Origin of the sequence: Streptomyces sp. NPDC126499, from assembly GCF_040302485.1 — a bacterium.
GTDB lineage: Bacteria > Actinomycetota > Actinomycetes > Streptomycetales > Streptomycetaceae > Streptomyces.
The window spans coordinates 1-23,314 of record NZ_JBEOUO010000010.1 but is presented as its reverse complement, the minus strand read 5'-3'; the positions used below and the strand labels follow the sequence as shown (position 1 = coordinate 23,314).

Below are 23,314 nucleotides of genomic sequence, written 5' to 3'. Positions count from 1 at the left end.
CCACAACGGGGGGGCGGCCGGCGGGCGCCGCGTCAGCGGGGCGCAGGGGCACCGTGGGGTGGAGGGCGCGAGCCGGACGGGGCCGTGGCAGCGGGTCAGGCCCCGTAGAACAGCTCCTCCACCACCGCCCGCGCCCGGCGCGTGATGCGGCGGTAGTCGTCGACCATCTCGCCGACGTGGCCAGGCCCGTAGCCCAGGTAGCGCCCGACCGCCGCCAGTTCGCGCGGTTCGGAGGGGAAGGTGTCGCCGGGCCGGCCGCGGACCAGCATCACCGCGTTGCGGACCCGGGTCGCGAGGACCCAGGCCTCGTCCAGGGTCTGCGCCTCGTCCGCGCCGATGAGGCCGGCCGCGAGCGCGGCCGCCAGGGCCGCGCGCGTGCGGGTGGTCCGCAGGCCCGGCTCGGCCCAGCCGTGCCGCATCTGGAGCAGCTGCACCGTCCACTCGACGTCGCTCAGCCCGCCCCGCCCCAGCTTGGCGTGCAGGGTCGGATCGGCGCCGCGCGGCAGCCGTTCGTTCTCCATCCGGGCCTTGAGGCGGCGGATCTCGCGCACCGCGTCCTCGCCGAGCCCGTCCGCCGGATAGCGCAGCGGGTCGACCAGCTCGATGAACCGCTCGCCCAGCTCCCGGTCCCCGGCCATCGGTTCGGCGCGCAGCAGCGCCTGGCTCTCCCAGACCAGCGACCAGCGGCGGTAGTACGCCTCGTAGGACTTCAGGGTGCGCGTCAGGGGACCGTTCCTGCCCTCCGGGCGCAGATCGGCGTCGATGAGCAACGGGGGGTCGGCGGTGGGCAGTTGGAGGAGCCGGCGCATCTCGGTGACGACCTGGTTCGCGGCCCTGGCCGCCTCCTGCTCGTCGACGCCCTCGCGCGGCTCGTGCACGAACAGGACGTCGGCGTCGGAGCCGTAACCGAGCTCGTGTCCGCCGAAGCGGCCCATGCCGATCACCGCGAACCGGGTCGGCAGCTCCTCGCCCCACTCCGCCCGTACGACGGCCCGCAGCGCGCCCGCGAGGGTGGCGGCGTTGAGGTCGGTGACCGCCTGCCCGACCCGGTCGACCAGGTCGCCGGGGTCGGCGGCGCGGGGGCTGTCCTCCGTGCCGTACGAGCCGATGAGGTCGGCCGCGGCGGTACGGAACAGCTCCCGGCGCCGCACCCCGCGGGCCGCCACCACCGCCTGCTCGGGACCCTCCGCCCGGCCGACCGCGGCCAGCACCTCCTGCTCCAGGTGGTCGCGGCCGCGCGGCTTCAGGCCCTCGGGGTCGCCGAGGATCGCGACCGCCTCGGGGGCGCGGAGCAGCAGGTCGGGGGCGAGCCGGCCGGCGGACAGGACCCGGGCCAGGTTCTCGGCGGCGGCGCCCTCGTCGCGGAGCAGGCGCAGGTACCAGGGGGTCTTGCCGAGGGCGTCGGACACCTTGCGGAAGCCGAGCAGCCCGGCGTCGGGGTCGGCGGAGTCGGCGAACCAGCCGAGCAGCACCGGCAGCAGCGTCCGCTGGATGGCGGCCTTGCGGCTGACCCCGGAGGACAGTGCCTCCAGGTGGCGCAGGGCGGCGGCGGGATCGGCGTAACCGAGCGCTTCGAGCCGCTGCCCTGCGGCCTTGGGGCTGAGCCGGATCTCGCCGGGGGCGAGCTGGGCGACGGCGTCGAGGAGGGGCCGGTAGAACAGCTTCTCGTGCAGCCGGCGCACCACGGCCGCGTGCCGCCGCCACTCGCGGCCGAGCTCGGCCACCGGGTCGGTGCGCAGCCCGAGGGAGCGGCCGAGGCGGCGCAGGTCCTCCTCGCCCTCGGGGACGAGGTGGGTGCGGCGCAGCCGGTGGAGCTGGATGCGGTGCTCCATGGCGCGCAGGAAGCGGTAGGCGTCGTCGAGCTGGGCGGCGTCGGCGCGGCCGACGTAGCCGCCGGCGGCGAGGGCGGCGAGCGCGTCGAGGGTGGAGCCGCTGTGCAGGGTGGCGTCGCTGCGGCCGTGCACCAACTGGAGCAGCTGGACGGCGAATTCGACGTCCCTGAGGCCGCCGGGGCCGAGCTTCAGCTCGCGGTCGACGTGGCCGACGGGGATGTTGTCGACGACCCGGCGGCGCATCTTCTGCACGTCGGAGACGAAGTTCTCGCGTTCGGCCGCCTGCCAGACGAGCGGGGAGACGGCGTCGATGTACGCGGCGCCGAGCTCCGGGTCGCCGGCCACCGGCCGCGCCTTCAACAGGGCCTGGAACTCCCAGGTCTTGGCCCAGCGCTGGTAGTAGGCGAGGTGGCTGGACAGGGTCCGCACCAGCGGCCCGTTGCGGCCTTCGGGGCGGAGGTTGGCGTCGACGGGCCAGATGGTGCCCTCGACGGTCGTCTCGGAGCAGATCCGCATGAGGTGGGAGGCGAGCCGGGTCGCGGCCTGGAGGGCCTGGGCCTCCTCGGTGCCGTCCGCCGGCTCCCCCACGAAGATCACGTCGACGTCGGAGACGTAGTTGAGCTCGTTGCCGCCGCACTTGCCCATGGCGATGACGGCGAGCCGGCAGCGGGCGGCGTCCTCGGGCGCGGCGGCGCGGGCGAGGGCGAGGGCGGCGCGCAGGGTGGCGGTGGCGAGGTCGGCCAGTTCGGCGGCGGTCTGGGCGACGTCGATGGTGCCGCAGACGTCGCGGGCGGCGATGGCGAGGAGGCAGCGGCGGTAGGCGACCCGCAGCGAGACGGGGTCGGTCGCCTCGGCGAGCCCGCGTTCGAAGTCGGCGACGCCCGGGTGCAGATCGGCCGCCTCGTACGTGACGAGGGCCTGCCAGTCGCGCGGGTGCCGGGCCAGGTGGTCGGCGAGCGCCTCGGAGGTGCCGAGCACGCCGAGCAGCCGGTCGCGGAACGGCTTGGCGGACAGCAGCGTGGTGGTCAGGCCCCGCCGCTCGGCCTCCGGCTGTGCCTCGACGAGCCGTACCAGGCCGCGCAGGGCGAGGTCGGGGTCGGCGGTGGCGCCGAGGGCGTCCAGGAGCACGGAGTCGCCGCGCAGGGCGGCCAGCTCGGGCAGGTCGAGCAGCCGCTCGGCCGCCGACGGATCGGTGAACCCGTGCCGCAGCAGCCGGCTGAACGTGCTGCTCCTGCGTCCCGGCACCGTCATTCCGCCGCTCCCTCACCGGTCGTCTCCGTCCGGCGTCGAGCCTATCCGGCGCGGGGTGCGGGGGCGCCCCGGGGCGGGGACCGATGAGTTCGTGCCCCGGGCCGGGTCTGTACCCGTGGACGAGGTGAAAGGAGCGGACGATGCCGACGGACATCCCGGTGGAGACCACGTTGGATCCCCGGTTCAGCGAGCCGGAGGCGGAGGCGACGCCGTGGGGCGAGGCGGTGCGGCGGCTGGCCGCGGCCGAGGTCTACTGGCTGACGACGGTCCGCCCCGACGGCCGCCCGCACGTCACCCCGCTGATCGCGGTGTGGTGGGAGGGCGCCCTGCACTTCTGCACCGGGCCGGACGAGCGCAAGGCCCGCAACCTCGCGGTGAACCGCCGGGTCGCGCTCACCACCGGCGCGAACGCCCTGGCGGAGGGCTTCGACCTGGTGGTCGAGGGCGAGGCGGTCCGCGTGACGGACGAGGAGGCGCTGCGGGCGCTCGCGGAGGCGTATGTCGACAAGTACGGGGAGGAATGGCGTTTCGGGGTGCGCGACGGCGGCTTCGTGAGCGACGGTGGTACGGCCCTGGTGTTCGCGGTGTCTCCGAGGACGGCGTTCGGCTTCGCCAAGGGCACCCCGTACGGCCAGACCCGCTGGCGCTTCACCGAGGAGAGCTGACCTGTGAACTGGACGCTGGAAGTGGTCCCCGTCCCTGTGAGCGACATGGACCGGGCCAAGGAGTTCTACGCGGACACCTGCGGCTTCAAGGTCGACCTGGACCAGGAGGTCGCGCCCGGCATGCGGATCATCCAGATCACCCCGCCGGGCTCCCGCTGCTCGATCGCCCTGCTGGAGGGCATGCCCCCGTTCCCGGGCAGCCGCGACATGGCCCCGGGCACGCTGCACGGCCTCCAGCTCTGCGTCACCGACATCGAGGCGGCGCGCGAGGAGCTGGTGGAGGCGGGCGTCGACGTGTCGCCGGTGATGCACGTGGGCGAGCGGGGCTGGGAGGAGGGCAAGGGCGAGACCTGGAACTCCTTCATGACCTTCACCGACCCGGACGGCAACGGGTGGGTGGTGCAGGAGGCACCGTCGGAGCTGTCGGAGCGCTGAGGCCCGGCGGGGGGCGGCGGCCAGGGGGCCGGACCGGGCGGCTGGAGCGCGGGCGGCCGGGTGCGGGGCCGGGACCGGACGGCCCGAGGCGTGCGGCCGGGCACGGACGCCGGGCGGTGGGCTGCGGGCGCCAGACGGCCCGAGCCGTGCGACGGGGCGCGCGGCACCGGGCGGCTGGGGCGCGGGCGCCGGGCCGCCCGACCCGTGCGGCCGGACGGCGCGGGCGCCGAGCCCCGCCGTCGGTGAGCCGCTACGGGGCGAGCACCACCCGGTAGTTCCGTACCCGCTCGTCCTCGCCCTCGTACACCATTCCGGCCGCCTCCATCACGCGCTGGGACGGGATGTTGTCGAGGTCGGCGTCACCCCGGACGGCCGTGGCGCCGGCCTCCCTGGCGCGGGCGATCAGTCCCCGCAGCGCCTCCGACGCGAAACCCTGGCCCCGCACCCCGGGCACGAGCCCGTACCCGATGGTGACGACGCCGTCCGCGCCCGGCGGCCCGTGGAACCCGATCCCGCCGACGGTGACGCCGTCCGCGAGCCGCCGTATCTCGTACGGCCGGTAGGCCCCGGGATCGCCCCGCTCGGCCACCCCGTTCAGAAAGCTGCCCACCCCCCGGACGTCCCCGGGCCCGGGATACCCCTCGGCCCAGCGGTCCCCCGGCCCGGGCGCCGCGTCGACGACCCGCCGGGCCTCGTCGACGGAGAGCGGGTGCAGGAGGAGCCGGGCGGTCTCGATGATCTTCACGTCGTTCATTGCGTGGAGTCTCAAGGCCGCCGCCCGCGGACCGCAACGGGTTTTGCCGGGAGGCGCCCCCAACGGCCGGGCCGGCTACAGCACCGGCAGGTTCTTGCGCAGCTCGAAGGCGGTGACCTCCGAGCGGTACTCCTCCCACTCCTGCTTCTTGTTGCGGAGGAAGAAGTCGAAGACGTGCTCGCCCAGCGTCTCCGCGACCAGTTCGCTGCGCTCCATCAGGGCGATCGCCTCGCCCAGGTTCTGCGGGAGCGGTTCGATGCCCATGGCGCGGCGTTCGGCGTCGCTGAGGGCCCAGACGTCGTCGTCGGCGCCGGCCGGGAGTTCGTAGCCCTCCTCGATGCCCTTGAGGCCGGCGGCGAGGAGGACCGCGTAGGTCAGGTAGGGGTTGGCGCCCGAGTCGATGGAGCGGACCTCGACGCGGGAGGAGCCCATCTTGCCCGGCTTGTACATGGGGACGCGGATCAGCGCCGAGCGGTTGTTGTGGCCCCAGCAGATGTACGCGGGCGCCTCGCCGCCCGAGCCGGCGGTGCGGCCCGAGCCGCCCCAGATGCGCTTGTAGGAGTTGACCCACTGGTTGGTGACGGCCGAGATCTCGCCCGCGTGGCGCAGCAGGCCCGCGATGAAGGAGCGTCCCACCTTGGACAGCTGGTACTCGGCGCCCGACTCGTAGAACGCGTTGCGGTCACCCTCGAAGAGGGAGAGGTGGGTGTGCATGCCGGAGCCGGGGTACTCGGAGAACGGCTTCGGCATGAACGTGGCCTGCACGCCCTGCTCGAGGGCCACCTGCTTCATGACCAGGCGGAAGGTCATGATGTTGTCGGCGGTGGACAGCGCGTCCGCGTACCGCAGGTCGATCTCCTGCTGGCCCGGCGCGCCCTCGTGGTGCGAGAACTCCACCGAGATGCCCATCGACTCCAGCATCGTGATGGCCTGGCGGCGGAAGTCCATGCCCACGTTCTGCGGGGTGTGGTCGAAGTAGCCCGAGTTGTCGGCCGGGGTGGGCCGGGTGCCGTCCAGCGGCTTGTCCTTCAGCAGGAAGAACTCGATCTCGGGGTGGGTGTAGAAGGTGAAGCCGAGGTCCGAGGTCTTGGCGAGGGCCCGCTTGAGGACGTAGCGCGGGTCGGCGAAGGACGGCGAGCCGTCCGGCATCAGGATGTCGCAGAACATCCGGGCCGTTCCCGGGGCCTCCGCGCGCCACGGCAGGATCTGGAAGGTGCCCGGGTCCGGCTTGGCGATCATGTCGGACTCGTAGACCCGGGCGAAGCCCTCGATCGCGGAGCCGTCGAAGCCGATGCCCTCGTCGAAGGCCTGCTCCAGCTCCGCGGGGGCGACGGCGACCGACTTCAGGAAACCGAGCACGTCGGTGAACCACAGACGCACGAAGCGGATGTCGCGCTCCTCGAGCGTACGGAGCACAAATTCCTGCTGCTTGTCCATTTCCACACCCATCCTCGCTGGTCAGGCCGCCTGCTCCCACCGCCTCGGGCACATCGGGGGGCACCTGAGCATCCCACCACATGGTTTCGTGCACGTTGCACACCCATAGTGCCTGCTCCGCTGTGACACAGGTAACGGGGGCGGGGCCGATTCCCGCTCCCCAGGTCCGCCCCGTACGGGCCAAGGAGCCCCTTCTGCCACTACGATCTCCGGCCATGGGGGGCCCACGGCTCGCACGCCTGTCCCAGGACCCGCGTCCCATGGCACTGGTGAGTGCCGTGGCGACGCTGCTCGGCGCGCTCTTCCTCTGTCTGGGGGTCGCCGATCCGGCCGAGCGGGCCGAGCACCAGCGGGTGGCAGCGCACGTGGCCGAGGGCGACCGGCACACGCAGTACGTCTGCCCGTACGGCGGCGGCGACTGCTCGCTCTTCCCCTCGCTGTCCCCCGCGGTGCTCAGCGCGCCGCCGCTCGACCCGCCGCTGCACGCGGTGGGCCGGCTTCCGCGCCCTGACGCGTCACCGGCCGACGGCCGGGTGTTCCCCTCCGGCGCCCGTCCCCGTGCGCCGGACCTGCACGTCCTTCAAGTCCTGCGGACGTGAGCGGCCGGGTTTCGGCGTCACGTTCTCTCCGTCCGCGACCCTTTTCCCGATTCCAGACTTCACGACTGCACGACTGCACGACTTCACGTCTCAGACCTCACGACTTCACGACTTCACGACTTCACGACCTCACGACTGCAGATCGCAGACTTCCAGAAGGACGACACCACCATGGCCGCGAACCGCTCCACCACCGCCGACCGCCGCGCCCGAATAGAGGAGATGCGCCGCGCCGAGCAGGCCCGCGAGCGCCGCAACCGCATCCTCACCGTCGGCATCTCCGCCGTCGTCGTACTCGGCCTCGTCGGCTTCGGCGGCTGGGTCATCAACAAGGAGAACAAGAAGCAGGAGCAGCAGGAGGCCGCCGCCAAGGCCCCCATCCAGGGCGAGAAGTCCTGGGACGCCAAGAAGCTGACCCGCAACCACGTCAACACGCCGGTGAAGTACGAGATGACCCCGCCGGTCGGCGGCGACCACCACCCGGTCTGGCAGAACTGCAACGGCGACGTCTACGACAAGCCGGTCAACGACACCAACGCGGTGCACTCCCTGGAGCACGGGGCCGTGTGGGTGACGTACAACAAGAAGGCCGCCGCCGCCGACCTGGACAAGCTGAAGAGCAAGGTCAAGAAGACCCCGTACTCGCTGATGAGCCCGGTCGACGGCCAGTCCGGCGCGATCATGCTGAGCGCCTGGGGCAAGCAGGTGACCGTGGACAGCGCCACCGACCCGCGCGTCGACGCCTTCTTCACGAAGTACGTCAACGGCCCGCAGACCCCGGAGCCGGGCGCCGCCTGCACCGGTGGCGTCGGCGCCGAGGGCATGGGCGGCAGCGGGATGGGCCAGTGAGGCTGAACCGGACGCAGTGGGCGTCCGTCACGGCCGTGGTCCTCGCGCTGCTCTTCGCCGGGGGCGCCCTCACCGTCGCCTCCGCCGACCGCGACGAGGCCCCGAGGACCCCGACCGCCGAGTCCGCGGACGCGGGCTTCGCCCGGGACATGGCCGTCCACCACCAGCAGGCCGTCGAGATGTCGTTCATCGTCCGCGACCGCACCCGGGACGAGGCGGTGCGCCGGCTGGCGTACGACATCGCCAACACCCAGGCGAACCAGCGCGGCATGATGCTGGGCTGGCTGGACATGTGGGGGCTGCCGAAGGTGCAGTCGGGCGTGCCGCCGATGACCTGGATGGGCATGGGCGCGCACGACGACGAGACGGCCGGCGAGGACGGCGAGCTCATGCCGGGCATGGCGACCCGCGCCGAGATCGAGCAGCTGTCCAAGGCCTCCGGCCGTGCGGCCGAGGTGCTCTACCTGAAGCTGATGACCGACCACCACAAGGGCGGTGTCCACATGGCCCAGGGCTGTGTGGAGCGCTGCGTGCCCGGTGTCGAGCGGGATCTCGCGCAGGGCATGGTCGAGGCGCAGGAGTCCGAGATCAGGCTGATGGCGGACATGCTGAAGCAGCGGGGCGCCTGAGCGGCTGGCCGGTTGACCGACGACCGGGCTGACCGACTCCGGTTGACCGGCTGACCGGCTGACCGACGGACCGGCTGACCGACGGACCGGCTGACCGACGGACCGGCTGACCGACTGTCCGGTTGACCGGCTGACCGACCCGGCGTGGCGGCACCGGTCACGGCCCGGTGACGGCCCGGTGACGGCCCCTGCGACCTTGCGGTCGCGGGGGCCGCGCCGTCACCGCAGAATGAGGGGTGCTCGGGGACGTACGTAGGTACGACGACGTTCTACGAAAGGCGCTCAGCACATGACGACGGCGAAGGACATCATGCACCCGGGGGCCGAGTGGATCCCGGCTCACGAGACGCTCGACCGCGCGGCCCAGCGCATGCGCGAACTCAACGTGGGCGCGCTGCCCATCGCCGACGAGAACGAACGGCTCTGCGGCATCCTCACCGACCGCGACATCGTGGTCGGCTGTGTGGCCATGGGCCACGACCCGGCCAGGGTCACCTGCGGGGACATGGCCAAGGGCACCCCGCGCTGGATCGACGCCGGGGCGGACGTGAACGAGGTCCTGGAGGAGATGCAGGGCCACCAGATCCGCCGGCTGCCGGTCATCGAGAACAAGCGTCTCGTCGGCATGATCAGCGAGGCGGACCTGGCCCGGCAGCTCTCGGACGACCAGTTGAAGGCGTTCTGCGAAAGCGTCTACGCCCCTTCCTGACCTTTACGGCCCTGTGCCCAGGACCGCCTCGGCCACTCGGTCGGGGCGGTCCAGCATGACCAGATGGCCCGACGGTTCGGCCGCCTCGTAGCGGGCGCCGAGCCGCCGGGCCAGGCCGCGTTGGCGGTGCTCCCAGCGGGCGGAGCCGTCCGGGGCGGCGAGCACGGTGACGGGCAGGCCCGGCGGGAGCGGGGCGCGCTCGCGCAGGGCGAGCAGTTCGGCGGCCACGGCGCCGTAGCGGGCGTTCTCGTCGAGGGTGCCGCGCAGCACGCGGGAGGTGCGGTAGACGCGGCGGACGAGCGCGGGCGGGGCCGGGTCCTGGCCCCGGGCCGAAAGCCGCACCGCGAGTCGCCGCCCGGCGGGGCCGAGCGCGGCCGGGATCCCGGCGGCGGACAGGGCGGCGCCCAGCGCGCGGGCGAGCGGCGGAGCGGTGCGGGATGCGCGGGGGCGCTCCTCCACGGAGGAGTCGACGAGGACGAGGGCGGCCGTGCGGTCGGGGTGGCGGCGGGCGAAGGCCTCGGCGTGGAAGCCGGCGATCGAGTGCCCGACGACCGTGGCGGTCCCCGGCAGCCGCAGCGCGTCGAGGAGCGCGGCGATCCGGTCCGCCTCCCCGGCGAGGGTGGGCGGCGCGGCGGCGGGGGCGGACAGGCCGTGGCCGGGGCGGTCGAAGCGGACGACGGTGCGGTAGGGGGCGAGCAGCGGGACGACGGGGTCCCAGTCGAACCAGCTCATGCCGAGCCCGGCGGCGAGCACGCAGACGGGTCCGGCGCCGTCGACGACGACGTGGTGGGCGACTCCTCCGAGCCGTACGAAGGTCATTCGGGACTGCCTTTCCGTTCGTCGGCCCGTACGCGTTCGTCGGCCCGTCTGCGTTCGTCGACCCGTTTCCGTTCGTCGGCCCGTACGCGCTCGTGGGCCCGTACGCGCTCGTCGACCCGTCTGCGTTCACCGGCCCGTACGCGCCCGTCGGCCCGTCTGCGTTCACCGGCCCGTACGCGCCCGTCGGCCCGTACCGACCGGGCGAGGACGGCCAGCCAGACCGCCACCAGCAGGACCTGGAGCCGCTGGCCCGCCCCGAGCGACCAGGTGCCCCGGCCCGCCTCGAACGCGGCCACCGCGGTGAGGGTCCAGGCGGTCGCGGCGAACTCCAGGGCGACGAGGACGGGTCCGGTACGGGCCAGGGGCGCCCAGACGCCGTACCGCCGGGCTGCCATGGTCAGGGCGACCATGGCCGCGAGCGCCCCGACCATGGCGAGGGTGGAACTGATCGCGTGCGCCGTGTGGGTGGCGGGCACGAGCCCGGCGGTCTCGCGGGCAGCGCACTCGGGGTCGACGGTGGGCGCGCAGCTGAGCGGCAGGCGCGAGTCGGCGACGGTGGCGGCACCGAAGAGCGCGAGCGCGAGCCACCCGCCGAGCAGCCAGACCCGCCGGCCCGGGGCCCCCGCCGGCCGGCCCGGGGCCTTCACCGGGCGGCCCAGGGGCCGGTCGGTCCGGCCGGTCCTGCGCGTCAGGCCCACCCTGGGCCGGTCGGTCGGGCCGGTCCTGCACGTCAGGCCCACCCTGCCGGTCCTACCCCTCAGGCCCGCCCCACCCGTCCCGCCCCCTCCGCGGCGGTACGGGCCGGTCGACACCAGGCCGGTCAGGGCGCCCGTCAGGACGAGCAGACCGGCCGTCAGGTCCGTGGCGCGGAAGAGGCCGCCGAGCGGCTGGTCGGCGGCGGCGAGTTCGGAGACGTAGGTCCGGACCGGGTCGAGACCGGCGCGGAAGACGACTTCGAGGACCCAGGCGGTGTACGCGCACGCGCCGAGCGCGAGCAGCGCGGCGGCGGCCCGCCCGGCATTCCTGGACACAGTGGGTCGAACGTCAGGGCGCGGCCGGGGGTTCCCGGGCCGGGGCGGACCGGATCACGATCACCACGGCCGGGGGTTCCCGGGCCGGGGGCGGACCGGATCACGATCACATGCCGATCAAGAAATCCCTGGCCCCTTCACATTCCACTCACATACGGTCGTGAGTGATCTTCAAGGGCCGGTGACCGCACCGGCACCCTGCCGCAGTTGGACGAAGAGGGACACCGCATGACCAGGCCCAGCCACTCCCCCACGCCGCAGCCCTGGGGGGCACCGGGCGCTCCGCAGCCCCCGTACGCGCAGCCCCAGAACGGGCTCGGCGTCGCGGCCCTCGTCCTCGGCATCGTGGGCGTGCTCTTCGGGATCCTTCCGTTCCTCTTCTGGCTGGGCGCGATCCTGGGCGTGCTGGCCGTCGTCTTCGGCATCATCGGCGCCGGCCGGGCTGGCAAGGGCCTGGCGACCAACAAGGGGATGGCGGTCACCGGTGCCGTCCTGGGCGGTGTCGCGCTGGTCGCCTCGCTCGCCTGGCTGATCGTCATCGCCACGGCGGTGACGGACGTCGCCAAGGAGATCGAGAAGGAGACCGGAGCCAAGGGTTCGGCGAGCTCCTCCGCCGCGCCGGGCGGCGAGGGCGCCGGCGAATCGACGGCCGAGCCGACGGAGGAGCCGGTCGACGAGGTTCCCGAGGTACTGAAGTTCGGCGACACCTTCACGTACGAGGACGGGATCAAGGTCACCGTCTCCCAGCCGCGCTCCCACAAGCCCGACGGCTTCGCGGTGGGCCACGCCAAGGGCAACCGGGCCTTCCAGGTGACGATCACCATCGTCAACGGCAGCAAGGAGACCCTCGACGTCACCGCCGCCCTGCCCGACGCGAGCGACGCGCACGGCGCCACCGCCGAGACGGTCTTCGACGGGGACAACGCGACCAAGCCCTTCAACGGCAAGGTCCTGCCGGGCAAGCAGGCCAAGGCCGACTACACCTTCTCGCTGCCCGCCGCCGCGGCCGACGAGCTGCAGATCGAGCTCTCCCCGACGGTCCTGGAGCACGAGCCGCAGCTCTGGACCGGCCCCACGAAGTAACCGGGCGGAGCGGGGCCGGTGCGCGTTCCCCAGGACATAGCGTCGAATTGACGATTAGGATGGGAGGCGTGCCTCAACTACGCCTCGCTCTGAATCAGATCGACTCGACCGTCGGCGATCTCGCCGCGAACGCCGAGGCCGTCGTCCACTGGACGCGGCACTCCGCCGAGCAGGGCGCGCACCTCGTCGCGTTCCCCGAGATGGCGCTGACCGGCTATCCCGTGGAGGACCTGGCGCTGCGCCCCTCCTTCGTGGAGGCCTCCCGTGCGGCCCTGCGCGCGCTCGGCCGGCGGCTCGCCGACGAGGGGCTCGGCGAGCTGCCCGTGGTCGTCGGCTACCTGGACCGCTCCGAGCGGGCCGCGCCCCGGCTCGGCCGGCCCGCCGGGTCGCCGGAGAACGCGGCGGCGGTGCTGTACCGGGGCGAGGTGGTGCTGCGGTTCGCCAAGCACCACCTGCCCAACTACGGCGTCTTCGACGAGTACCGCTACTTCGTCCAGGGCGACACCCTGCCCGTCGTCCGCGTCCACGGCGTCGACGTGGCCCTCGCGATCTGCGAGGACCTGTGGCAGGAGGGCGGCCGGGTCCCGGCGGCCCGCAGCGCCCGGGCGGGGCTGCTGCTGTCGGTCAACGCCTCCCCGTACGAGCGGAACAAGGACGACACCCGCCTCGAACTGGTCCGCACGCGGGCCCAGGAGGCCGGCTGCACCACCGCGTACCTGGCGATGACCGGCGGGCAGGACGAGCTGGTCTTCGACGGCGACTCGATCGTCGTCGACGCGGCCGGCGAGGTCGTCGCGCGCGCCCCGCAGTTCACCGAGGGCTGCGTGGTCCTCGACCTGGAGCTGCCGGCGGCCGCGGCGGACGCGTCGGAGAGCGGGGCGGTCGTGGACGACGGTCTGCGGATCGACCGGGTGGTGCTGTCCGAGGAGCCGCTGCCCCCCTACGCGCCGGAGGTGACCGGCGGTCAGGCGGACCGGCTCGACGACGACGAGGAGGTGTACTCGGCGCTGGTCGTCGGCCTGCGGGCGTACGTGGCCAAGAACGGCTTCCGCTCGGTCCTGGTCGGCCTGTCCGGCGGCATCGATTCGGCCCTCGTCGCGGCGATCGCCTGTGACGCGCTCGGCGCGGACAACGTGTACGGCGTGTCGATGCCCTCCAAGTACTCCTCGGAGCACTCGCGCGCGGACGCCGCCGAACTGGCCCGCCGCACCGGCCTCCACTTCCGTACGGTGCCGATCGAGCCGATGTTCGACGCCTACATGGGGGCGCTCGGCCTCACCGGCCTCGCGGAGGAGAACCTCCAGTCCCGGCTGCGCGGCACCCTGCTGATGGCGCTGTCCAACCAGGAGGGCCACATCGTCCTCGCGCCCGGCAACAAGTCGGAGCTGGCGGTGGGCTATTCGACCCTGTACGGCGACTCCGTCGGCGCGTACGGACCCATCAAGGACGTCTACAAGTCCGACGTCTTCCGTCTCGCCCGCTGGCGCAACCGGGCCGCCGAGGAACGCGGCCAGACCCCGCCGATCCCGGAGAACACCCTCACCAAGCCCCCGAGCGCCGAACTCCGCCCCGGCCAGGTCGACACCGACTCCCTCCCCGACTACGACCTGCTGGACCGGATCCTGGCGCTGTACGTCGACCACGACCGCGGCCGGGACGAGATCGTGGCGGCGGGCTTCGACGAGGAACTGGTGATCAGCACCCTGCGTCTTGTCGATACGGCGGAGTACAAGCGGCGCCAGTACCCGCCGGGCACGAAGATCTCCGCGAAGGGCTTCGGCAAGGACCGCCGGCTGCCCATCACCAACCACTGGCGCGAGACCCGGCCCTGACGACGACCATGACCACCGGCGCTTGCGCCGACACTTGGGGGGACGCCTTGCCGCCGCTGAAGCGGATATCGATCTGCGTGACCGTCGCCGTCTGCGCCCTCCTGGGCGCCACGGCGTGCGCGCAGGACAGCCAGGAGGAGGTGCTGGAGGGGTTCGGGCTGGAGCTGCCGGCGTGTGAGATCGAGGACCAGACGTTCTCGGGGACGACTTCATGGCCGAACAGCTACCTCAGGATGAGCTTCACGGCCCCCAAGGACTGCGTCGAGCGGTACTTGAGGGATCACGACGTCGACATGGCCAGCCCGCAACACTGGCCCGCGGCGGGGACCGACAGGATTGGATCTACGACGTTCTCACCCACCGACCCGCCCTTCCCCGACAAGGCCATGAAGCAGTTCAGCCTTCAGCTCGACCCGCAGAAGCGGTACAACATCTACACCGACTTCCGCAGTTCCAGGGACGCCGAGTTTCAAGTCCTCCTCGTTCCGCGGGGTGAGAGGACCGAGGTGTACATGGACATGACCTCGGCCGGCCGTGCCAAGGGGTCGGGAAACAGCAACTGAGGCGACGTGAGACGGGCGCCCCGGGCCGGGTTCGGTCCGGGGCGCCTGTGTTCAGGGCCGGGCTCGGTGTCAGAGCTTGAGGCGGGCGGCCACCGGGAGGTGGTCGCTGCGGGTCTCCGGGAGGGTCCAGGAGGACAGCGGCTCGACGTTGCGGACCAGGATCTGGTCGATGCGGGCCATCGGGAAGGACGCCGGCCAGCTGAAGCCGAAGCCGTCGCCGGCCGCGCCCTGGGTGGAGCGGAGCTGGGACGTGACGGCGTTGAGGGCGCGGTCGTTCATGGTGCCGTTGAGGTCGCCGAGGAGGACGATCCGGCGGTGCGGGTCGCGGGCGATGGCCTCGCCGAGGGCGTTGGCGCTGTTGTCGCGCTGGTTGGCGGTGAAGCCGGCGTTCAGCTTGACCCGCACCGAGGGCAGATGGGCGACGTAGACGGCGACCTCGCCCGCCGGGGCGGCGACGGTGGCGCGCATGGCGCGGGTCCAGCCCATGCGGATGTCGACCGGCTGGGCGTCGCGCAGCGGGTACTTGCTCCACAGGCCGACCGTGCCCTGGGTGGAGTGGTGGGGGTACGTGTCGGCCAGCGCCTTCTCGTACACCGGGACCATGTCGCCCTTGAGCTCCTCCAGGGCCACCACGTCGGCACCGGACGCGGCGATCTGACGGGCCGTGCCCTCGGGGTCGGGGTTGTCGGCGTTCACGTTGTGGGTCACGACGGTGAGGTCGCCGCCGGCCCGCGACTTGTCGACGACGAGCCCGCCGAAGAGGTTGAGCCAGACCACGGCCGGCAGCACCAGCGCCACCAGCGCGGTCGCCGAGCGCCGCAGCAGGGCGAGGACCAGCAGCAGCGGTACGAAGAGGCCGAGCCAGGGCAGGAAGGTCTCGGTCAGGCTGCCGAGGTTGCCGATGCGGTTGGGGATGTCGGCGTGAAGGACCATCAGGAGGGCGAGCAGCACGGCGCACAGGGCGAGGAGGATGCCCCGGCGCCAGATGCCGCGGTCGGCGCGCAGCCGGGCGAGCCGGGCGCCGAGCCCCGGACGCGGGCCCCGACCGCCGCTGGAGGCGGTCGTGGGAGCGGTGCCGAATCGCGAGCCGGGCCGGGAGGCGGATCCCCCGTCGTCCGGCGTTCCGCCGTTCTCGGTTCCCGTCATGTCCACCCGCGCCATCGCTGTCGTCCTCACTGCCTTGCTCTGCGACCCGGAGTCGACCCTAGGCGATTCCGGTTCGGTCGTACTCCACGAGGGACGACGCCCGCGCGTGGCGGGTTCCTGCACGTGGCGCGAGGCGTACGGCTGTGACAGAACGCGCACATTCGTACGAGGCGTCCGGGCCGTCGTCCGGCCGTCGCCCGCAGGGTCGTCGGCCCGTCAGTCCCGGGGTCGTACGCCCTCCAGGATGGCGTCGACCACCCGCTCGGCCAGGTCGTCGTCCAGGGTGGCGCCGGGGCGGATCGTGGTGCGCAGGATCATGGGGCCGGTGAAGAGGTCGTTCACGAGCTCGGCGTCGAGGTCGGAGCGGATCTCGCCGAGCTCCATGCCGCGCAGGACGAGGTCGAGGCCGAGACGGCGGCGGGGCTCGATGACGGTGTGGTGGTAGGTGTCCCACAGCTTCGGGTACTGCTGCATCTGCGAGAACACGTTGTGCAGCAGGGCCGAGTTCCGTTTGGCGAGTCCTCGCCGCCGGATCGACTCCATGAGGGCGACCAGGTCGTCCCGGACCGAGACGCCGGGCAGCACCGGGTCCGGGGCCTCGACGGAGCGCAGCAGGTCGACGAAGAGCTCCTCCTTGCCGGGCCAGCGGCGGTAGATCGTGGCCTTGCCGACGCCGGCGGTGCGGGCGATCTTCTCGATGGAGACCTCGGCCAGCGGCATCCCGCTCTCCAGGAGTCCTATCGCCGCCTCGAAGATCGCCTGCTCCGCCGCCTCGCTCCGGGGCCGCCCGCGCCGGGCGGCACACCCACCGGCGCCGCCGGCACCGCCGGCATCGCTGGCGACCTCCGTACCACTGACACCACCGGCATCACTGGCACCGCCGGCAACGTCCGCCCTTACCTCACCGCCGGCAATGTCCGCCCCACCCGCACCCACAGCACCACGCGCACCAGTCGCCTCGCCCGCGCCGCCCGGCACGGCCCCGCCCGTCTCCGCCCCGCCGTCGCCCTGCGACACGTCCGTCCCGCCTCTCCCGCCGCTGCCCGCACTGCCCGTACCGTGTTCCGCCGGCCCTGCCGGCTACTTCGTCGGGACCGATTCTCCCGCTTCGGCGCGGCTGCCCGGGACGGTGCCCGCCGGAGCCTGGCCAGGTGCCGGGGCGGCCGGGGCGGCCACCGCGCGGCCCGGCAGGAAGAGGGCCACCACGATCGCGCCCAGGACGGCGACGGCGGCCGAGCCGATGGCCGTGACGTGCATGGCGTCGACGAAGGCGTCGTACGCGGGGGCGATCAGGCCCTGTCCGGCCGGGCCGAGCTTCTCGGCGACGGCGAGGGTCGCCTCGATGGACTCGCCCGCCGTGTCGCGCAGGCCGGCCGGTACGGAGCCGAGGTGGCCCTCGATCTCGCCGCGGTAGGCGGAGGACAGCAGGGAACCGAGCACGGCCACCCCGAGCGCGCCGCCGACCTGGCGGAAGGTGTTGTTGACGGCCGAGCCGGAGCCCGCCTTCTCGCGGGGCAGCGCCTGCATGATGGCGACGGTGACCGGCGGCATGATGTGCGCCATGCCCGCGCCCTGGAGGAAGAAGACGACCTCCAGGTGCCAGACCGGGGTGTCCGCGTCGAAGAAGGCGAAGGCGCCCAGGCCGGCCGCGACGGCCAGCATGCCGGACGTGCAGACGATCCGCGCGCCGAAGCGCTCGACCACGAGCCGGGCCCGCGGCGCGAAGGCCATCTGGGCGACGGCGAGCGGCAGGATCAGCAGGCCGGACTCCAGCGCGCTGTAGCCGCGGACGCTCTGCAGGTAGAAGGCGGAGAAGAAGGTCACGCCCATGAGGGCGAAGAAGACCAGCGCGACGGCGGCGACGGCGGCCGAGAAGGCGGGCTTGCGGAAGTACGCGATGTCGAGCGCCGGATGGGCGGTGCGCTTCTCGTAGAGGACGAAGCCGACGAGGATCGCGAGGCCGGCCAGGGACGGCAGGAGGACGGTGACGTCGGTGAAGGAGGCGAGCTCGCCGCCGCGGATGATGCCGTACACGAGCAGGACGAGGCCGAGGACGGAGAGCAGCACGCCGGGCAGGTCGATGCGGCCGGGCGCGGGGTCCTTGGACTCGGGGACGAGCCAGGCCATGAGGGCGAGGGCGAGCAGCACCACGGGCACGTTGACGAGGAAGATCGAGCCCCACCAGAAGTGCTCCAGGAGGAGGCCGCCGGTGATGGGGCCGATGGCGATGGCGAGGCCGACGCTGCCGGCCCAGATGCCGATGGCCTTGGGCTGCTCGTCGCGCTCGAAGACGTTCATGAGCACGGCGAGGGTGGCGGGCATGACGAAGGCGGCGCCCAGGCCCATCACCGCGCGGTAGGCGATGAGCTCGCCGGGGGTGGTGGACAGCGCGGCGAGGGCGGAGCCGATGCCGAAGACGGTGATGCCGAAGAGCAGCGACCTCTTGCGGCCGAAGCGGTCGCCGAGGAGGCCGGAGGCGAAGAGGAGTCCGGCGAAGACGAGCGTGTAGGAGTTGATGGCCCACTCCAGCTCGCTCTGGGTGGCGCCGATGCCGGTGGGTGCGGGGCTGGCGATCGTCTTGACCGCCACGTTGAGGATCGAGTTGTCGAGGACGACGATCAGCAGGCTGAGCATGAGCACGGCGAGGATCGCCCAGCGGCGGCGGTGTGACTGCGACTGCGACATGCCCTCACCGTAGCGCCATTTCGATACGAGACCGTCTCGTATCGAAAAGCTTGACCGAGCTCTGACCTTCCGCTGACCTCTCTCTGACCTTCTTCAGGCGTTCTTCACGGCGATGTGAACAGCGACACGCCCACCCGCAGCTCCGCCCGACTTCCCCGTCCGCCCGGCGAAGTGCCACCATGGACGTGGTCCGGGGACGCCACAGGGCGCCTCGAGATGACAAGAGGAGCCGTTCACCATGACGCTTCAGGCTGCCCAGAAAACGCCCGCCGACAGCAGCAAGGCGCTGTACGGAGGGAAGGGCACCCGCCGTCTCACCGTCCACGACATCGCCGCCGCCAAGGTCCGCGGCGAGAAGTGGCCCATGCTCACCGCCTACGACGCCATGACCGCCTCCGTCTTCGACGAGGCCGGGATCCCGGTGATCCTCGTCGGCGACTCCATGGGCAACTGTCACCTCGGCTACGACACCACCGTGCCCGTCACGATGGACGAGATGACGATCCTGTCCGCCGCCGTCGTACGGGGCACCAAGCGCGCCCTCGTCGTCGGCGACCTCCCCTTCGGCTCGTACCAGGAAGGGCCCGTCCAGGCCCTGCGCAACGCCACCCGGCTGGTCAAGGACGCGGGCGTCGGCGCGGTCAAGCTGGAAGGCGGCGAGCGTTCGCTGCCGCAGACCGAGCTGCTCGTCCAGGCCGGCATCCCCGTCATGTCCCACCTCGGCCTGACCCCGCAGTCCGTCAACACCATGGGCTACCGGGTGCAGGGCCGCAGCGACGAGGCCGCCCACCAGCTGCTCAGGGACGCCAAGGCGGCCCAGGACGCGGGCGCCTTCGCCGTGGTCCTGGAGCTCGTCCCGGCCGAGCTGGCGGCCGAGGTCACCCGCTCCCTGCACATCCCGACCATCGGCATCGGCGCGGGCGCCGGCACGGACGCCCAGGTCCTCGTCTGGACCGACATGGCGGGCCTGACCGGCGGCAAGGTGCCGCGCTTCACCAAGCAGTACGCCAACCTGCGCGAGACGCTGGGCGACGCCGCCCGCGCCTTCGCGGAGGACGTCGCCGGCGGGGCGTTCCCCGCCGAGGAGCACACCTTCCACTAGGACCCCTGTGGCACCACCGACAGCCCGCCGACCGTCCCCCGTCGGCGGGCTGTCGCCGTGCGTGGGGACGGCTGCCGACAGCCGTCGAAGAGTTGCGGGCGAGCTGTAGGCAGTGCTGTCGGTCGGATGTCGGTGCGTTGTCGGTGGGCCCCTGTTCCATGGGGTCCATGACGCGATCACACACCCACGCCGTCGAGGTCCGGGGCCTCGTGAAGCACTTCGGCGAAACCAAGGCCCTCGACGGGGTCGACCTGGACGTCCGCGAAGGCACGGTGCTCGGGGTCCTCGGCCCCAACGGCGCCGGCAAGACCACCCTCGTCCGCTGCCTGTCCACGCTCCTCGTCCCGGACGCCGGGACCGCCACCGTCGCCGGCTACGACGTGGTGCGCCAGCCCCGCCAGCTGCGCCGCACGATCGGCCTCACCGGCCAGTACGCCTCCGTCGACGAGAAGCTGTCCGGCTGGGAGAACCTGTACATGATCGGGCGGCTGCTCGACCTCTCCCGCAAGGACGCCCGCCGCCGCGCCGACGAGATGCTGGAGCGCTTCTCCCTCACCGAGGCCGCCAAGCGCCCCGCCATGAACTACTCCGGCGGCATGCGGCGCCGCCTCGACCTCGCCGCCTCCATGATCGGGCAGCCCGCCGTGCTCTACCTGGACGAGCCGACCACCGGTCTCGACCCGCGCACCCGCAACGAGGTCTGGGACGAGGTCCAGCGGATGGTGGCCGAGGGCGCGACCGTGCTGCTCACCACCCAGTACATGGAGGAGGCGGAGCAGCTCGCGAACGAGCTGACCGTCATCGACCGCGGCCGGGTCATCGCCAAGGGCGGTGTCGACGAGCTGAAGGCGCGCGTCGGCGGCCGCACCCTCAAGGTCCGCCCGGCCGACCCGGCCGAGCTGTCCGCCATGGCGGCCGCGCTGCGCGAGGCCGGTCTCGACGGGATCGGCGGCGCGACCGTCGTCCCGGACGAGGAGGCGCTGTACGTGCCGATCCTCAGCGACGAGCAGCTGACCGCCGTGGTCGGCCTGTTCGGCGCCCGCGGCTTCGGCATCGCCCACATCGGCACCCACCTGCCCAGTCTGGACGAGGTGTTCCTCGCCATCACGGGCGAGAAGACGCACCCGTCCGACGCGATCCACGAGGAGGTCGCCGCATGAGCACGACCACGGCCACCCGTACGTCCGCCCCCGCGCCGGCCCCCGCGCAGCGGGCCGCCACCGGCGAGGGCCGGATCGGCCTGCGGGCCAACCTCCGCCACATCGGCGCCCTCGCCCGCCGCAACGCGCTCCAGATCAAGCAGGACCCGGAGTCGATGTTCGACGCCGTGATGATGCCGATCATCTTCATCCTGCTGTTCGTGTACGTGTTCGGCGGCGCCATCTCCGGCAAGGGCAACAACGACGTCTACGTCAACTACGTGACCCCCGGCCTGATGGCGATGATGGGCATGAACATCTCCATGGCCGTCGGCGTCGGCATCAACGACGACTTCAAGAAGGGGGTCATGGACCGGTTCCGGACGATGCCGATCGCCCGGTCCTCCGTCCTGATCGCAAAGATCATCGTCGAGACCGGCCGGATGCTGATCGCCACCGCCATCCTGCTGGGCATGGGCTTCCTGCTCGGCCTGGAGATCCACACCTCCGTCCTCCACCTCTTCGCCGCCATCGGTCTGTCGATGGCCTTCGGAGCGTCCCTGATGTGGATCTTCATCCTGCTCGGCCTCAGCCTGAAGACCGCCCAGGCCGTCCAGGGCATGGCGATGCTGGTCCTGATGCCGCTCCAGTTCGGCTCCTCGATCTTCGCCCCCACCTCCTCGATGCCGGGGTGGCTGGAGACCTTCACCGACTACAACCCGCTGTCCAACCTCGCCGACGCCGCCCGCAACCTCATCAACGGCGGCCCCGTCGCCCACTCGGTGTGGATGACGCTCGGCTGGGCGGTGGCCATCACCGTGGTCACGGCGCCGCTCGCGGTCGCCAAGTTCCGCAAGAAGACCTGATCCGGCGACGGGGCCCGGGACTCGCCGCGTCTCAGATCGCGTCGGCGCCGGCGAGCAGGGCGGCGGCCTCCTCCAGGGAGAGGCCGCCGCCCTCCGCGTACGCGGCCTCGAAGGCGCCCTCGTCACCGAGCGCGGCACGGGTGAGCTCGGTCGCCCGCGCCAGGTTCTCCCGCTCCAGGGGCGGCGGCAGGTGCCCCGGCGGCAGCAGCCCCTCGTACGCGCCGAGCAGCATGGCCGCCGTACGGGCGTTCGGGCCGCCGAGCCCGGCCAGCGCCCAGGCGGCGATGATCAGCTGGACCGGCGGCATCTGCGGGGCGACCATCCTCGACAGCGGGGTGAGGGAACGCTCGTACGCCCGCCGGGCCGGCTCCAACGCCGAGGCGTACCGCCCGTCGAGGTTGTCCACCCAGGCCAGGATGCCGAGCGTCATGCCCTCGAAGAGGGAGAAGGTCTCGGCGCGGAACTCCTCGAGCAGCCGTCGCAGATGGACCCGGGCCTCGGCGGTCCGGCCGGTCCGGCCGAGCAGCAGCGCCAGGAAGATCCGGGCCGCGAGCATCGGCTCGTGGCCACGGCCGTGTTCGCCGTCCACCACCTGGCGCAGGATGCGCTCGGCCTCCTCCACGCGGCCGGTCTCGATCAGCATGTCCGCGTACCGGGCGCGCAGCAGGGCCATCTGCGACTGGGCGCCGATGCGCTCCGCGTAGCCGATGGCGGCCTCGAAGTCCTGGGCCGCGCCCTCGAACTCGAGCCGCCGCTCACGGGCCTCGCCCCGCGAGGACAGCGACTCGGCCGCGCCCCAGGCGTCGTCGAGTCGCACGAAGATCTCCAGGCTCTCCTGGGCGTCGGCGGCGGCCCGGCCGGCCAGGTCGGCCCGGTTGGCGAGCATGTTGGCGCGCAACTGGAGGGCGTGGCCGAGTTCCCACTCGTAGCCGTAGCGGCGGCAGGCGTCGACATGGGCGTCGAGGGCGTCACCCACGAGGCCCGGCTCGGCGATGAGCAGGGCCGCGAAGACGGTGAAGGAACCGGGCAGCCGGCAGGTCTGCGGCAGGCCCGGCGGATACGCGGCATGGATCCGCCGCAGCCGCTCGACCCCTTCCGGGCTCGTCCACCGCCCGGTCTCGTGGTCCATGTTCATCAGCTCGATCAGCCGCACCCCGCGCCTGGCCTCCCACAGCCGCTCCTCGGACAGCGGCGGCGGCGCCGCGGTGACCGGCTCGTGCAGGGCTACGACGGGTGGCGCGTCCGGCCCGAACGGATCGGGCCCGAGCGCGGCGGCGGACTCCGCCCAGTGCAGCGCGTCGGCCCGCAGGTCCCACATGGTCCAGTACCAGAGCAGCGCGTGGACGAGCAGCAGCGCCTCCTGTTCGTCCCCCGCCTCGACGGCCCTGCGCAGCGCGGTCCGCAGATTGCCGTACTCGACCGTGAACCGCCCCATGGCGGCGACCTGACGCCCGGTCCGCAGCTCGGGATCGGTCAGCCGGGCGAGCTCGCGGTAGTACGTCAGGTGCCGCCGCTCGACCGCCGCCCGCTCCCCCGCCTCGTCCAGCCGCTCCCCCGCGTACTCGGCCACCGTCTCCAGAAGCCGGTAGCGCATGCCCGACTCGGCCGGGGTGGCGACGACGAGCGACTTGTCGACCAGCGCGCCGAGGAGGTCCAGCACCTCGCCGGCCTCCGGCCCCGCCGCAGGCGCCGCCTGACCGCCCCCCGACGGCTCCCCGCACACCGCCTCCGCCGCCTCCAGATCACAGCCACCCGCGAACACCGACAGACGCCGCAGCACCGCCCGCTCGCCACCCGTCAGCAGATCCCAGGACCAGTCGACCACCGCACGCAGCGTCTGCTGCCGCGGCAGCACCGTACGCACACCCGAGGTGAGCAGCCGGAACCG

19 protein-coding genes and 2 pseudogenes are annotated in these 23,314 nt (G+C 72.8%); 12 read left to right on the top strand and 9 right to left on the bottom strand.

The window, feature by feature from the left end; translation table 11 throughout:
* Positions 1 to 95: 95 nt before the first annotated feature.
* Positions 96 to 3,083 (bottom strand): bifunctional [glutamine synthetase] adenylyltransferase/[glutamine synthetase]-adenylyl-L-tyrosine phosphorylase, encoded by a 2,988-nt coding sequence (locus tag ABTZ91_RS16805; protein ID WP_352077911.1) that lies wholly within the window; start codon positions 3,081 to 3,083, stop codon positions 96 to 98.
* Between the two features lie 140 nt (positions 3,084 to 3,223).
* On the opposite strand from ABTZ91_RS16805, the gene ABTZ91_RS16800 reads away from it, so the two are divergent.
* A complete protein-coding gene (locus ABTZ91_RS16800; protein ID WP_352077910.1) occupies positions 3,224 to 3,748 on the top strand; it encodes a pyridoxamine 5'-phosphate oxidase family protein in 525 nt (174 codons plus the stop codon).
* A gap of 3 nt (positions 3,749 to 3,751) precedes the next feature.
* On the top strand, positions 3,752 to 4,183 hold the full coding sequence (locus ABTZ91_RS16795) for a VOC family protein (RefSeq protein WP_352077909.1): 432 nt from the start codon (positions 3,752 to 3,754) through the stop codon (positions 4,181 to 4,183).
* A 250-nt stretch (positions 4,184 to 4,433) separates the two neighbouring features.
* Here the strand turns inward: ABTZ91_RS16795 and ABTZ91_RS16790 are convergent, their stop codons facing one another.
* Both ABTZ91_RS16790 and ABTZ91_RS16785 read right to left on the bottom strand, forming a co-directional pair.
* The gene (locus tag ABTZ91_RS16790) at positions 4,434 to 4,937 is read right to left on the bottom strand and encodes a GNAT family N-acetyltransferase (RefSeq protein ID WP_352077908.1); all 504 of its coding nucleotides are present in this window, start codon (positions 4,935 to 4,937) and stop codon (positions 4,434 to 4,436) included.
* 75 nt (positions 4,938 to 5,012) lie between these two features.
* On the bottom strand, positions 5,013 to 6,374 hold the full coding sequence (locus tag ABTZ91_RS16785) for a glutamine synthetase family protein (protein ID WP_345488934.1): 1,362 nt from the start codon (positions 6,372 to 6,374) through the stop codon (positions 5,013 to 5,015).
* 260 nt (positions 6,375 to 6,634) lie between these two features.
* Between ABTZ91_RS16785 and ABTZ91_RS16780 the strand changes: the two genes are divergently transcribed.
* The 4 genes from ABTZ91_RS16780 to ABTZ91_RS16765 all read left to right on the top strand — a co-directional run bounded on the left by ABTZ91_RS16780 (position 6,635) and on the right by ABTZ91_RS16765 (position 9,160).
* Positions 6,635 to 6,973: a hypothetical protein gene (locus tag ABTZ91_RS16780; RefSeq protein WP_352077907.1), complete on the top strand. Its 339-nt coding sequence runs from the start codon at positions 6,635 to 6,637 to the stop codon at positions 6,971 to 6,973.
* A gap of 171 nt (positions 6,974 to 7,144) precedes the next feature.
* On the top strand, positions 7,145 to 7,822 hold the full coding sequence (locus ABTZ91_RS16775) for a DUF3105 domain-containing protein (RefSeq protein WP_352077906.1): 678 nt from the start codon (positions 7,145 to 7,147) through the stop codon (positions 7,820 to 7,822).
* The gene (locus tag ABTZ91_RS16770) at positions 7,819 to 8,451 is read left to right on the top strand and encodes a DUF305 domain-containing protein (RefSeq protein WP_352077905.1); all 633 of its coding nucleotides are present in this window, start codon (positions 7,819 to 7,821) and stop codon (positions 8,449 to 8,451) included. Before ABTZ91_RS16775 ends, ABTZ91_RS16770 begins: the two co-directional genes overlap by 4 nt.
* Before the next feature lie 289 nt (positions 8,452 to 8,740).
* On the top strand, positions 8,741 to 9,160 hold the full coding sequence (locus tag ABTZ91_RS16765) for a CBS domain-containing protein (protein WP_352077904.1): 420 nt from the start codon (positions 8,741 to 8,743) through the stop codon (positions 9,158 to 9,160).
* Between the two features lie 3 nt (positions 9,161 to 9,163).
* Here ABTZ91_RS16765 and ABTZ91_RS16760 read toward each other — a convergent pair whose 3' ends face one another.
* Positions 9,164 to 9,979: an alpha/beta hydrolase gene (locus ABTZ91_RS16760; protein ID WP_352077903.1), complete on the bottom strand. Its 816-nt coding sequence runs from the start codon at positions 9,977 to 9,979 to the stop codon at positions 9,164 to 9,166.
* 176 nt (positions 9,980 to 10,155) lie between these two features.
* Positions 10,156 to 11,010 (bottom strand): annotated as a pseudogene (locus ABTZ91_RS34155) (DUF998 domain-containing protein); the annotation flags it as partial.
* 228 nt (positions 11,011 to 11,238) lie between these two features.
* Here ABTZ91_RS34155 and ABTZ91_RS16745 point away from each other — a divergent pair.
* The 3 genes from ABTZ91_RS16745 (at position 11,239) to ABTZ91_RS16735 (ending at position 14,488) form a co-directional block, all read left to right on the top strand.
* On the top strand, positions 11,239 to 12,093 hold the full coding sequence (locus ABTZ91_RS16745) for a DUF4190 domain-containing protein (protein WP_352077902.1): 855 nt from the start codon (positions 11,239 to 11,241) through the stop codon (positions 12,091 to 12,093).
* Between the two features lie 59 nt (positions 12,094 to 12,152).
* Complete coding sequence (locus tag ABTZ91_RS16740) at positions 12,153 to 13,925, top strand: NAD+ synthase (protein ID WP_407077968.1); 1,773 nt, start codon at positions 12,153 to 12,155, stop codon at positions 13,923 to 13,925.
* 77 nt (positions 13,926 to 14,002) lie between these two features.
* Complete coding sequence (locus tag ABTZ91_RS16735; protein WP_352077900.1) at positions 14,003 to 14,488, top strand: hypothetical protein; 486 nt, start codon at positions 14,003 to 14,005, stop codon at positions 14,486 to 14,488.
* A 69-nt stretch (positions 14,489 to 14,557) separates the two neighbouring features.
* On the opposite strand, the gene ABTZ91_RS16730 is transcribed toward ABTZ91_RS16735, so the two are convergent.
* From ABTZ91_RS16730 to ABTZ91_RS16720, 3 genes are all read right to left on the bottom strand, one after another.
* Positions 14,558 to 15,649, bottom strand: a complete 1,092-nt coding sequence (locus ABTZ91_RS16730; protein WP_352077899.1) for an endonuclease/exonuclease/phosphatase family protein — start codon at positions 15,647 to 15,649, stop codon at positions 14,558 to 14,560.
* Between the two features lie 201 nt (positions 15,650 to 15,850).
* Positions 15,851 to 16,549 carry a TetR/AcrR family transcriptional regulator gene (locus ABTZ91_RS16725; protein WP_407077971.1) on the bottom strand — a complete coding sequence of 233 codons (699 nt, stop codon included), beginning with the start codon at positions 16,547 to 16,549 and terminating at the stop codon, positions 15,851 to 15,853.
* A 165-nt stretch (positions 16,550 to 16,714) separates the two neighbouring features.
* Positions 16,715 to 18,319, bottom strand: coding sequence for an MFS transporter (locus ABTZ91_RS16720; protein ID WP_352077897.1), 1,605 nt, complete (start codon positions 18,317 to 18,319; stop codon positions 16,715 to 16,717).
* Between the two features lie 238 nt (positions 18,320 to 18,557).
* Here ABTZ91_RS16720 and panB point away from each other — a divergent pair, with 238 nt between their 5' ends.
* The 3 genes from panB to ABTZ91_RS16705 all read left to right on the top strand — a co-directional run bounded on the left by panB (position 18,558) and on the right by ABTZ91_RS16705 (position 21,426).
* Entirely contained in the window at positions 18,558 to 19,421 is an 864-nt protein-coding gene (gene panB / locus ABTZ91_RS16715; RefSeq protein WP_352077896.1) for a 3-methyl-2-oxobutanoate hydroxymethyltransferase, read from the top strand.
* 167 nt (positions 19,422 to 19,588) lie between these two features.
* A complete protein-coding gene (locus ABTZ91_RS16710; protein ID WP_352077895.1) occupies positions 19,589 to 20,581 on the top strand; it encodes an ATP-binding cassette domain-containing protein in 993 nt (330 codons plus the stop codon).
* Entirely contained in the window at positions 20,578 to 21,426 is an 849-nt protein-coding gene (locus tag ABTZ91_RS16705) for an ABC transporter permease (RefSeq protein ID WP_352077894.1), read from the top strand. The genes ABTZ91_RS16710 and ABTZ91_RS16705 overlap by 4 nt, the downstream gene beginning before the upstream one ends.
* Positions 21,427 to 21,457: 31 nt before the next feature.
* Here ABTZ91_RS16705 and ABTZ91_RS16700 read toward each other — a convergent pair.
* Positions 21,458 to 23,314, bottom strand: a pseudogene (locus tag ABTZ91_RS16700) (tetratricopeptide repeat protein); the annotation flags it as partial.